A 13,049-nucleotide genomic window follows, 5' to 3' on the forward strand; every position below is an offset into this window, starting at 1 on the left:
ATTTGTCTCTCCCCATGTAATGACTTGTGAACCAATCTTAACTGGAGAAGTATTCATGCCTCCACCAAATCCTCCTCCAATTTCCTCACCATTTATCTCAGTCATATAAGCATGGTAAGAAGTAAAATATTGAAAGGATGTTGTACCCATATTATAAGTCGCATTTGGACCAAGGCTAACACAGCCTACAAGACTGAATATCAAACCAAATATTAGTAATAATCTATTCGACCATTGTGTTTTATTCATCATAAAATTTATTAACTCGCATTTGCTACAAGTTGGACCATCACTTCATCCATAGATATTTTTTTATCTTTTAAGCGTTCTAGTTTTTGATTTAACCCTTTATCTGTTAAAAAGTTTTCTTTATAAATCAATTTTAAACAAATAAAATTTAAAATATCTCGTGTACCAAATAAGTTATACGCTCTAGCCTCAGGAATGGATTTAATAACAAATTGATATAATTCATTATCTGTCATATGACTAATAAGGAATTCATTATTGAGTTTTAAATAATAAATAAGATTATCAGGAAAAGTTGCCTCAACCATCATTTCTTCTTGTTCAACAGTAAAAGTTAAAGGAACTTGCACATAAGGTAATTGTTCAACCCGTTCATTTATCCCCCAAATTACTTGAAGCTTGCCTAACCTATCCCAATACCACCAACTTTGAATAGGAGTAAGTAAGTCTTTAATCTGCTGAGTATTGAATACAGGCCCATCGACATACAAAGTTTTATTTTCTTTATGGCCAACCAAGGTAGCTAAGATTACAGGGTCCCAAAATGCCAAAAACATTTCGAGTCCACCTTCAAATTTCACTTCTAAAAATTTTCTTAAATGCTCAAACAAATAATTGAAGGACAAAGGGCTTACTATAATTGTCATGCGAGCCGTGCCTGCAATATTTTGTTGTATCCATTGCCATTCTTGTGATGAAAAATCTTGAGGGAGTTGAAGTAAATGGGGAGATACCGCTTTTGCCTCCTCACCACTAGCTTCTAACAAAAGGCATTTTTGACGTAGATGCTCAAATTTCTTCAAGAAACTATCATCTTGTGCAGCATCTGCAAGTGCAAAAACGTTTAATCCAACTTCTGCAAAAGAGTGTGGCTCAAATGTTTTAAAAAATGTCTGAAGCGGTAGTTTAGCAGTCATTTATCGACCATCCCCTTTGTTTATAAATGCACCCCTCTGCGCTGCTCGTCTCGCCAAACATTCCCAGCATACATTATTTGGAAAAATCGGTAAGGTTGGGGTTTCACTTGCTCCTGTTGTAAAGAGATGTTGACCAGCTTTAGCCGTAAATTTTTGCGGGGTAATTATTGTTACCCCTGATGCATCAATTCTTAATGCACTCTCTTTAGCCCTTAATACAATTTCATTAGGACTATTGATTTCAACTTTGCCTTCTGATGAAGTAATTTTGACATCTAATCTTGCAGAAGCGTCGAGTACATTGTCTTGGGCCTGAATATCAAACTTGCCTTTAGCAGCATAAATTTTTAAGTCTTCTTGACCTGCAAATAAACTTACTTTTTTCTTCGCATTTAAAATTAGATTTTCATCTGTACTTGTATTAATAGATTTTCCGCTACCAAGCGTAATGCTTTCGGATGCCTGAATATGGATATCTTTGCCTGAAGTTAGGCCAATACTTTCAGGAGCAGCTAAAAGCATGAGTGCATCTTTCATGGCTTTTAAATCTTTCCATTGAGATTCTATTTTTTTGATATAGAACTCAACATTTTGAAGCATATCTGCTGCCTCTGCTTGCTGTTTACCTGCATATTCAGATAAAGCTTTCATACGCTCCAAGCCCTCGGAAAGATTTTCAATCGCTTCCTTTGCTTCGAGTTGTGTTTTTTGAGCACCCGGTTGAATGAAAGTTGAAACATATAGTCCTTTACTACGAATCGCGCCAGATAAATCAGACCTTAATTCAAATCCCTGACCTCTTCCATCACTTTCAGCCTGCTCTTTAGGGTGACTTAAGTTACCTAAATTTAATTGACTTGCCCCATGACTACTATGAAGCTGAGTACTAATTTGCCCAGTCGTATCATCAAACCGAAGTTGGTTAAAACCAGACCCACTTACTTCTTTAGTACGAATACCACTTAACTTTTTAGTATCCGGTAGCTGGCCTTTAATATCAAATTTGGTAGGTGACCGTTGCCCTTCATGGACTCGCCCTGTAACAAATGGACGATCAATATTTCCATCAAAAAAGTCAATTACAACGATTTCACCCACTCGTGGCAAAAAGCGTGCACCGTATCCTTCCCCTGCCCATGGCGTTAATACATCTACCCAAGCCGAGTCAGTATCATTGTCATTGCTTCCTGCACCTCCATCATGTTGATGGTCATCGGTACGGGTGAATAAAAAACGAACCTTGATACGCCCCCATTCATCTACATGAATTTCTTCTCCATCTAAACCCACTACTTTGGCCCGTTGCACATGGGCCGAGGGACGATGTATTAATGGGTCAAACTCTGGAACAATATCGATATAGCGGCGTACAACCATGAGTTCATTGGCTTGACGTTCTTGCGCTCGATCATGGCTGACTTGCCAATGGCTCAAACTTAATAGTTGTTCAACTTGATCACGTATATCTTTTGGTAAATTGTTCTGGTTATAAAACCGCTTACTTAAAATCAAAAATTCTTTATCAGAACTTTCATGATTTCTTTCAAGTTCAGGATGTTCATTTAACTTGAACCAATAACCAACTTGAGCATCTCGTACGCTGCTTCGAGCAATAAAATACTTTGCCTGCAAAGCTTGATATTGATTTAATTGTTTATTTAGTTTTTCAATCTGACTATTGCTTGAAGTGGTTGCCTGATCTTCTCCGTTTAAGTCCGTAATCCAAGCAGGTGCAATTGTCCATGCCTGTTCAAGACTTAAACTTTCATTATCACGTTGTGAACTATGCTGATGTGCGCTTAAAACACTACCACTTGCATCTTCTTGACTTAAGTTATCTGCTTGCCAACGTTGAAGATGGATTGCCGTGGGCTGCAGCTGTCTTTGTGCAATAAAACTGGTAATACTGTCATTTTGTTCAGTTGCATCGCTTCTATGATAGCGAATAGCTCGACGCTCTAAGACTTTATATTCATTATTATGATCAATAAGGCGTAGTTTTTGAGGCTCAATCGTCTGGCTATTACTCAAGACCATAGACTCTGATTCATCAATTAACCAGTTGATACCCTCTTCCCGCATGAGACGGGTTAAATACGCATAATCACTTTCATTCGACTGCATAGAAAAAGGTCGAATATCATAATTCTTAGTTAAGCCACTGCTATCTAGTTGTAAACTTGTGGCAAATAAAGAACTTTTGTTTTGCCATTCTTTAAAAATAATCTCAATAATTTCTACTGCACTTTTATTCATAAACACCCGACTATTACGTCGTTTGTGCCATAAACTTGTCGCATCTTGCATAGTCAGTTTATATAAACAAAGTGCGCCATCACTTTGCCCTTGACTCGCCCCTGTGATAATTCCTGTAGTTCTAAATAATTTACCTGAATCTGTTACTTGTTCTACGGCAACTTGGGATCCAATAAATTGTTTTAAAGAAATATAAGGGTTTATTGATAAGCAAATAAGCTCAGCAGAAAGCCCTTCATTTATAGAATGAAAGCCATCAATACGTTGTAAAAAAACCTGATTATTTATTTCAGAATTAGTAAAATAAATATGTAGAGCCCGTTTTTGTGAAGCAAAACCAATCTTGTCTAAGAAATCAAAAATATTATTCAACATTGTTATTTTAACCACGAATTGACTTAATTATGTTAACAAACAGATACAATAAGCTCAAACAAAGAAACATGTTAAATTTCAATAAATTTAATTAAAATCAAACAATTAAATATAATAATATTTTTGTATTAAAAAGTTATCTTAAAATAAGCTTTTGCTTAATTGAATAAATGTAATTTCATAATATTTATCGATTTTAATTAAAAATAAAATAATCTTAAATTTTTATTTAAAAATATTTATTAAATTCTGAAACTTATCTCCAAAAATTATTTAGTCATTTTATCACCAAATCAATTTGACCTCTAAAACTGTTCTAACTATGATGAAGCCGCAAGTTTCGCCAATATTTTGCACAAACGGCTGTTGTGCTGAGTGATTGATAAAGAAAACAACAATGACGAGAAGGAATATGTCTCTTTATAATTTTTCAGTTTTTTTGGGTGGATTATTATTTGTATCAATTGCCTCTGCTGGCTATAAAAGTAATGCACACCGAGACTTTTATTTAAAATGCGTAGCCGCTGGACATAGTCGCGCGACCTGTCTGTGTATTTATCACCGTTTAGAACGCCAATATTCCCCAAAACTCATGCATAAGCTTGGAAAGTTAAGTCTACAAAGCCCAGAAGTGCCGCGTGATTTTGTAAAAACGATGCTTCGAACGATGCAACAGTGCCAGTCATAAAGTTACAAGTTTTTTTAAAGCAAATCAGCAAGATTTCTAATTTCCTCCATCACCGCCTTACACGCAGGCGTTAAATAGCCATGCTTAGAAATAGACAAAGAAATATAACGCTTTAGCGCGGGATTAATAATTTTTGCGGCTTGAATTGAGGTGTATTGGCTGGCCTTCTTTAACGCTTGCGGCCCCAGCATGGTATACATGCGAGACTCGGAAACCAAATGGGTTTGCAAACTAATCGAGTCGGCTTCAAACACAATATTCAACTCTACCCCATTTTCATAAGCCATATGGTCTAAAAAATTACGCCAGTTACTTGGTCTGCAAAAGGTGACCAGCGGTAACTGACTTACCTCTTTAAACTCGACTTCACTAGCCTGAGTGAGCACATCGCCTTCGCAGCCGACCAAATAGGTATCGGCTTCGGTAAGGTACACATCGCCCTGTTTAGGTGTCGGGTTAAACCGATAGAGAATGGCTAAATCGACGCTACCATCTTCAAGCCATTTTTCTAAATGTACACCTTGCCCTTCACGGACTGACAGTTTAATTAGGGGATATTTCTCTTGAAGCACTTTATACAGAGTCGATAACAAGGGATGTGCAGTAGACGGCAAACTGGCAATACGAACCGTCCCGATCGGGGTATCGGTCGAGTGCAAAATTTCATTATTGAGTTGATCGGTTACGTTTAGCCATGAACGAATTTTAGGAAGTAAATGCTGGCCTAAATCGGTCAGCTCGACACCACGTCCAGTTCGGTTAAATAAACGACCACCACATTGCGCCTCAAGCTCGTTCATTTGCCGACTGATTTGCGGTTGGTTGGTGTTATGAAGCATGGCGACTTTGCTTAAGCTACCCAGCTCCACCGCGTCTAAAAATATTTTCCATAATTCATAATTCATCGATTCTTCCTAAATCGTAAATAGGCAGCATTTTGAGCCATACATTTTCAGTATAACTGAAATTCAAGAATTGGTAATTCCTACATAGCTCACCTATTTCTATACTCCAATCATGTTCTCTACAACACGATTTAAGTCAGATTAAGAACCAGAGAATATTTAATTACACTGTATAGGAAGTACGATTATGAGTTTAGATTTACGTGGATTAACCCCAGCACCTGTGACTCCTTTTACCCGTGACGGACAAGTAGACCATAATGCAATTCAACGTTTAGGTTCCTGGTTAGGCAGTATTGATGGTGTGAAAGGCTTGGTTGTTCTTGGGCATGCAGGTGAAGGAACATTCTTGTCGCAAAAAGAACAAATGCAGGTCATCGAAAGCTTTGTTAAATCGGTAGATGACAAAATTCCGGTAATCGCAGGGATTACACTCGAAGGTACTTCGGTTGCAGCAGAAGAAGCAAAACGTGCAGTCAGCGCGGGTGCTTCGGCAGGTTTGATTTACCCTTCACACGGCTGGTTGCGTTTTGGCTATCAAAAAGGCGCACCACAAGACCGCTATAAAGCAATTTATGAAGAAAGTGGTTTGCCATCTATTTTATTCCAATATCCAGATGCAACGAAGGCCACTTACGACCTAGAGACTCTACTCGATATTTCTGCACAGCCAGGCGTATTTGCCATGAAAAATGGTGTGCGTAATATGCGCCGCTGGGATGTCGAAATTCCGATTATTCGCCGTGAACGTCCAGACTTACAGGTGTTGACGTGCCACGATGAATATTTGCTTCACACCATGTTTGATGTAGACGGTGCTTTGGTTGGCTACGGCAACATTGCCCCTGAACTTTTAATTGAAATGATTAAAGCAGGTAAAGCTAAAGATTATGCTAAAGCACGTGCGATTCACGATCAATTATTACCAGTGACTCGCAATGTTTATCACCGCGGTTCACACATGGAAGGTACGGTCGCGCTTAAACATGCATTGGTTGCTCGCGGAATTTTGGACCATGCCACTGTGCGTTCGCCACTGCTTCCACTGGCAGATGGTGTTGAGCAAGAAATTCATGATGCAATGCGTCAAGCCGGAATTGGCAAGGTCGATTTAACCCAAGCCGTTGCTTAAATTCTATTCGGGCTAGCATGTACGCTAGCCTTTTTTTCCTGTACGCTGCCTGAGGCCAAACATCGGGCATGTCTCTTAAAAACAATAATAAAAAGCATGCAAACTGTGGTGAACAGGTAGTGCGAAATAGAACAACAAAACTACGAGGAATGTAGTAATAAGGAGATAGAAGATGACAAATCTAGCGGATGTAGAACAAATTAGTCATCATCAAAAAAATGCGGAAATTATTGCAAGACTCGAACGGCTACCCGTCACTGGTCGGTTGCAATTTATGCGAATTACCATTGGTATCGCGACCTTTTTTGACGCTTATACTGTTCTAGCAATTGCCTTTGCTTTACCCCAACTCATTACCGAATGGCACCTGACGCCTGCCTACGTCGGCGCGATCATTGCTGCGGGCTATGTCGGGCAACTGGTCGGTGCAATCTTCTTTGGTTCTCTTGCCGAAAAAGTCGGTCGTTTAAAAGTGCTGTCTTTTACCATTTTACTGTTTGTGGCAATGGACATTTCTTGTCTGTTTGCTTGGAGCGGAATGTCGCTGTTAATTTTCCGTTTCTTACAAGGTGTTGGCACAGGTGGTGAAGTGCCTGTTGCAAGTGCCTATATTAATGAGTTTATTGGTGCAGAAAAGCGCGGTAAGTTTTTCTTGCTCTATGAAGTTTTGTTCCCGCTCGGTCTTATGTTTGCAGGCATGGCGGCATTTTTCCTCATGCCAATTTACGGCTGGAAAGTCATGTTTATTGTGGGCCTAATTCCATCTTTACTGGTCATTCCTTTACGGTTTTTCTTGCCTGAGTCACCGCGTTGGCTTGCTTCAAAAGGTCGTTTTAAAGAAGCCGATCAAGTCGTCAAAAGCTTTGAAGACGGTGCTATTAAAAGCGGTAAAACTTTGTCTGAACCAGTGGTTAAAGAAATTAACCCACAAGGCATGGCAAAAACCGACTGGCGTGAGCTGTTCCGTGGTATTTACCGCAAACGAACCTTTACCCTATGGGGCATGTGGTTTTGCGTGTACATGGTGAACAATGCCATGGTGACTTGGCTGCCATCTCTTTACAAACAACACTTTGGCCTATCGCTTCAAACCAGTTTGGGTTACGGCTGGATTACTTCGGGCGTAGGTGTGATTGCTTCAATTATCTGTGCCTTAATGATTGATAAAGTCGGCCGCCGTCCTTGGTACAGTGCAGCGTTTTTCTTGGCAATCATTCCACTCATGAGCCTCTCGGTTTTAGGTGCAAAATCGGCGATGGAGGTTGTAATTTTCGCAACGATTAGCTATGCCATTTTGCAGACTATTTCATTCTCTTTATACCTTTACGCTGCTGAACTTTACCCAACTCGCCTACGTGCGATGGGCATCGGGTTTAGTACCGCTTGGCTCCGCGCCGGCTCTGCAATTGGACCGGTTATGGTCGGCCTCGTGGTTGGTGGTTACGGCATTCAATATGTGTTTAGTGTGCTGGCCGTTGTGGCGCTGATTGGTGGCTTAGTGACCTTCTTGTTTGCCATTGAAACCAAAGGCCAAGTGCTCGAAAAACTCTCTCCTTAATTCATCCATTTCATAAAAAAGCTTGCCTAACCCAGCGTTAGGCAAAGGGCTTATTCATGCTTAAAAAAGGAATTTAAAATGAATAAATATTTGCTATGGGGCTGTATTGGTTTAGGCAGTGTGAGCAACGCTTATGCAGAGCTTCCTCAAGAATTTGGCAAGTTAGAATTAAAACTTAACACCCGCTACTGGAACGATGAAGGCACTGCCCACCCCACGCTTGCTAACCCTTCGCCTTCGTCGAGTGAATATGAACAAAGTGCTTTAGGGCTTGAGTTAAATTATCAGTCACCTTACTTGTGGGACTGGCTTGGGGTGGATAGCTCACTCTATGCAGTCACCAAGTTATTTGACTCTGGCAAGCCTAGCGCTCAGCTTTTAGAGGTCGAAAATAACGGCAAGCTCGACCAAAACTTTGCAACTTTAGGGCAGCTCTATATCAAGGCAAAACTCGGCGATAAAGGGGAAATTAAATTAGGCCGTCAGTTGCAAGACTCGCTGCTACTTAAAAGCACCAATAACCGCGCGGTGCCCGACACTTTTTCGGGTGCGAGTGGGCAGTTTCAACTGAATGATCAGCTACAGACTTACATAGCTTACTATGACCGCTGGAAACCGCGCAGCATGGACTCTTTTGAAAAACTGGTGACTGAAAATGACGAGCGCATTGATTATGTCGGTTTGCTTGGCACCAAATATCAGTACAAAAACTGGAGCCTGAATGCCGAATATTTAAATAGCAAAGATTATTTAAAAAAGTATGGGGCGATTGCTCAATATAAATTGCCGATGCATGGCCTTATGTGGACATTCAACACAGGTGCTTTTTTCTCGCATGACGATGGCAAGCTATTTAAATGTGGTGCCGAGTCCGAGCTGGACTGTATCAAAGGCCAAGACATTAACAACCGTGGAAATGGTTATTTTGTCGATGTAAATGTCGCCAAAAATAACATCGAAGGTGGCATTGCCGTTTCAAAGTTTGATGGTTTTTGGATTGAAGATAACTTTGCCGTGCACTCGGCCCGCAACTCGGTTTTAACGCAAGACCACGGCACCAACCCATTTCCGACCTCTGCGACCATTGGCCCTGATTTTACCAATAACGATGAAACTGTGGTTGCCCTGCGCTTGAAATATAATTGGAAAGACTACGTGAAAGGTTTAAAAACCGAAGCGAAGTATATTTATGGCTTTGGCGCTCACCAAAGTAACATCAGCAGTGATATTGAGGGTAAAGAGCGTTACTTTGACTTTACTGTGAGTTATGCCTTGCCGTGGGTGAAAAACTTAGATGTGCGTTATTCATTTTTACATTATGAGTCGAAGTTTGAAAATGCAAACCTAGGTGAAAAAATAAATGGCATGTCTCGGAAAGATTGGGACCAACACCGTGTATTTATTAATTACCGTTATACATTTTAAGCGCAGGCTAAACGTTTAGGTTGCAAAATCATGATTATTACTATGTAAAAACACTGGTCATAATCATGATTTTTAAATAAAAATATTACGCTACCGCACTTTGATTAAATGCTTCAACAACGCCAAATATCTTGTCAGCATCCCTATCAGCAAAAACACCATCAATACCTTCATAGTGAATCTGATTGAATGGAGGTTCATAAAGTTGAGATGCTTCTAAAGTTCCACGCATAGTTAAATGGTCAATAATCATCCCTACAAAACGGATTTGTTTTTCGTTATATGTAGTGCCATGTAAATAATTTGAAAATGCCTCTTGTACTGCCTGCCGATCTAAACCCACTAGAGAACGGATAAAGAGAGTTAAAGACTTTTCTGTACCAAAACACTTTTCAAATTTTTCTTTACTCTCGACTTCTTGCGCTTCAAAGACAAAACGCTCTAACTCAATTAAGTCAGTCGGAGTTAATGCTAGGCCACGTTTTAATTTTGCGATAGTAATATGGTTTTCATTTGCCTTAATAAAATTTTCAACGCGCTTACGATATTGTGCAAGATTGACACCGCTAGAAACGACAGGAATATCAATTTCTACTGCATTACCAATTTCATCATCTAGCATGGAATAAACAATGGTAGAGGTGGATTTTTCTATCAGTTTTACCAAGCCACGAATACGTTTACGCATCGATTCAAGCATTGGAAGTGTAATATCTTTCCAATATTCAGCAGTTTGAATTTCTTGAATTAAAGTGATTTGTGCAGCAACAACAGGAATATTTTCTTTAGTCTCTAGCTTAGATGCGACTTCGATCACTTTATTAGCATACGTTTGAATTGCTTTATTGTTCTTTGCTAATACTGCAAGTTCAAGGTTATAACACAACATATCAAATAACTTTGCTTCTAAGGTTTCAGCCTCAAGCTCATTTGGTAATTTTGAAATATGCTCGCGTAATATGCCCATAGATAGATCATCTAAATTATTCCAAGCATCATCATTTTTGAAATGTTCAACATATTCGAGTTCAGACCGCACAATGAAATTCTCATTGTTCATCGATCTCACTTCTGTCTGTAAGCTTTGACGAATATCTTGCTGTACGCTTTTTAGTTCTTCAGTATCAAAATCTTTGGTATTCAATAAACTTAGAATATTTAATCGTGCTTTAAATAATCGCTGTCCCAATGGTTCAGTCGTAGAAACTGGAGCACCTTCAGGGTTTTCATTAAAATATTCAAAGTTTGAGCAATAATCGAAAATATAAAATTCTTTTTTATCTTGTTCTGGTGCAAATAGCTCTTTACACAGTCGTGTACCTCGCCCAATCATTTGCATAAATTTGACTTTAGAACGTACCGCTTTAAAGAACACCAGATTAACCACTTCAGGTACATCAATACCTGTATCAAGCATATCCACAGATATAGCTATTTGCGGGTCTGGTAGGTCTTTTTTACTAAAACCATCAATTAAACTTTGCGCGTACTTAGTTGCGTGAGTAATTACACGTGCAAATTTACCATCATATTGCGGATAGTTTTTGTCGAAGCGCTCGGCAATGAAATTAGCATGATTTTGATTTACGGCGAAAATAATTGTTTTTCCTAACCGATCACCACCTTCTACCTTAATGCCATTTTCCATTAAGTGTCGAAGCATCTTATCGACTGTACCCGTATTAAATAGTTCTTTATTAAGTTTGGATGCTGAAACCTCTTCCGGTACATCTCCTCCTTCCCAGTCCAATTCAATCCAATGCTGTTTTTCTTCTTCTGAAAGTTCATCATATTTCACGCCTTCACGCATGAATTTAAGAGGAACTGAATAGGCCTTTGGTGGTACTAGATAACCATCAGCAATAGCTTGATCGAGATCGTAGTAATCGGTTGGGACACCACTTTCTAAACCAAACAGTGCATAAGTATCACGATCCACTTCATCTCGCGGTGTTGCAGTTAAACCAACTAATAAACTGTCAAAGTAGTTAAAAATCTCACCAAATTTTTGATAAACACTACGGTGTGCTTCATCAACAATAATCAGGTCAAACATACCTGTACTGTATTTACGGGTTCCATCTGCATTCATTTCATCAATCAGGCCCATCATTGTGTGATAGGTAGAAAGATAAACTCGTCCGTTTTGGTTCTTACTATCGACTAAGTTTACTGGTGCAGCATCGGGTAAATTGGCTTTAAAAGCATTAGTTGCTTGATTAACTAATGATGTTCTGTCAGCAAGGAAAAGTACTTTTTGCACCACATTAGCTTTCATCAATACATCAACTAAGGCAATCGATGTACGAGTTTTTCCTGTACCTGTTGCCATAATGAGCAAACCAGCACGTTCTTTACGTTGGAATGCTGCCAGCATGGCTTTAATTGCACGAGTCTGATAATAGCGTTCTACAATTTCTGTATTGATGGGAAAGCTGCTTAAATCAGGATTATTCTTACGTCGCTCAATAAGCCGTTTAAGTTCTGCCTGAGTATAAAATCCATGGACTAATCGTGGCGGGCCGCCCTGCACATCGTTCCAAATTCGAGTTTTGTAGCCATTGGTATAGAAAATTACAGGCCGTTGCCCTGTTTGTTGTTCTAAACAATCCGCATAAAGCTTTGCTTGTTGTTGTCCAATATCAGGATTGACAGATGTACGTTTTGCTTCAACAAGCGCTAAGGGTAAGCCGTCAGCATCATAAAGCACATAATCAACTGAGCCTTTACCTGATGAGTTTGGCATACCTGTAACGGGTACTTCTTCGCGTACGGTATTGCCAATTTCCCAACCTGCCTCTTCAAGAAGTAAGTCAATTTTAAGTTTACGGGTTTCGTCTTCTTTATAATCGGTGTTGTCTATAATCTGACTATTAGCAATTTTGGCTTGTTCAACTTCAGCTCGTTTCTGAGCAAGGTCAGCATCAATATTAGCAAGTAATTTTTCGCGTTCTTCTAAACTTGCAGATTGTTCAAAAAGTTTTTGTTCACGTTCACGTAGCGCCTTGTGTCTTTCAGCAAACTCCTTTTCTTTCGCTTCAGCTTCTTTTTGTAATTGCTCTTTATTAGCTGCAATTTGCTGAGTGCTGTCAGTATTTGGGATTAATTTTGGGTTAAATAAAATTTGCTGTGAACGATCTTTTGAAGGTGAACCATAATTACGTTCAAACCAGACATAAATTAAAAATAAATGGCTGATGTGTTTTACAGTTTCTTCGGTAGTTAGTTGTTTAAACTTTTTCCCATGCACAGCACTGTTGCCGACCATGCGAATATTGTCCATTTTATCCCAAATATAGGGCGGGACAAGGTCTTTAAACTTAACGTCATTCAGTAAGTTATAAATAGAAGCATCGTAAGGCTGATTTAATTTTTTATCATATTGATATAACCAAAATACCAAGTTTTCTAAAGAGTTTCGGGCAAACATCAAGGAAGCTTGAGGTGAAATATACACGAGCTTTTCAGCTTCTTTGGCGGTAGCTGCCAAACTGCTAAAGTCAGGTTCTAGAAACGAGAAATTACTCATGTATATACCCTCAAG

General features: G+C 39.3%; 8 protein-coding genes and 1 pseudogene. 4 read left to right on the forward strand and 5 right to left on the reverse strand.

Annotated elements, in window-relative coordinates:
* The 3 genes and pseudogenes from J536_RS26210 to J536_RS16370 form a co-directional block, all read right to left on the reverse strand.
* A pseudogene (locus J536_RS26210) lies at positions 1-252 on the reverse strand (hypothetical protein); the annotation flags it as partial.
* An 8-nt stretch (positions 253-260) separates the two neighbouring features.
* Positions 261-1,166, reverse strand: a complete 906-nt coding sequence (locus J536_RS16365; protein WP_032057735.1) for a DUF4123 domain-containing protein — start codon at positions 1,164-1,166, stop codon at positions 261-263.
* On the reverse strand, positions 1,167-3,797 hold the full coding sequence (locus tag J536_RS16370) for a type VI secretion system Vgr family protein (RefSeq protein ID WP_032057736.1): 2,631 nt from the start codon (positions 3,795-3,797) through the stop codon (positions 1,167-1,169).
* Between the two features lie 412 nt (positions 3,798-4,209).
* Here J536_RS16370 and J536_RS16375 point away from each other — a divergent pair, with 412 nt between their 5' ends.
* A complete protein-coding gene (locus J536_RS16375) occupies positions 4,210-4,485 on the forward strand; it encodes a hypothetical protein (protein ID WP_000061136.1) in 276 nt (91 codons plus the stop codon).
* Positions 4,486-4,499: 14 nt separating this feature from the next.
* On the opposite strand, the gene J536_RS16380 is transcribed toward J536_RS16375, so the two are convergent.
* Entirely contained in the window at positions 4,500-5,390 is an 891-nt protein-coding gene (locus J536_RS16380) for a LysR family transcriptional regulator (protein WP_032063386.1), read from the reverse strand.
* A 187-nt stretch (positions 5,391-5,577) separates the two neighbouring features.
* Here J536_RS16380 and J536_RS16385 point away from each other — a divergent pair, with 187 nt between their 5' ends.
* From J536_RS16385 to J536_RS16395, 3 genes are all read left to right on the forward strand, one after another.
* Positions 5,578-6,522, forward strand: coding sequence for a dihydrodipicolinate synthase family protein (locus J536_RS16385; protein WP_032063387.1), 945 nt, complete (start codon positions 5,578-5,580; stop codon positions 6,520-6,522).
* A gap of 172 nt (positions 6,523-6,694) precedes the next feature.
* Positions 6,695-8,080 carry an MFS transporter gene (locus J536_RS16390; protein ID WP_032063389.1) on the forward strand — a complete coding sequence of 462 codons (1,386 nt, stop codon included), beginning with the start codon at positions 6,695-6,697 and terminating at the stop codon, positions 8,078-8,080.
* 78 nt (positions 8,081-8,158) lie between these two features.
* Positions 8,159-9,505, forward strand: coding sequence for an OprD family outer membrane porin (locus J536_RS16395; RefSeq protein ID WP_032063390.1), 1,347 nt, complete (start codon positions 8,159-8,161; stop codon positions 9,503-9,505).
* An 85-nt stretch (positions 9,506-9,590) separates the two neighbouring features.
* Here J536_RS16395 and J536_RS16400 read toward each other — a convergent pair whose 3' ends face one another.
* Positions 9,591-13,034, reverse strand: coding sequence for a DEAD/DEAH box helicase family protein (locus tag J536_RS16400; RefSeq protein ID WP_032063391.1), 3,444 nt, complete (start codon positions 13,032-13,034; stop codon positions 9,591-9,593).
* Between the last annotated feature and the right edge of the window lie 15 nt (positions 13,035-13,049).

The sequence above is a fragment of the Acinetobacter sp. 809848 genome, assembly GCF_000581275.1.
In the GTDB taxonomy this organism is placed as follows: Bacteria; Pseudomonadota; Gammaproteobacteria; order Pseudomonadales; family Moraxellaceae; genus Acinetobacter; species Acinetobacter pittii.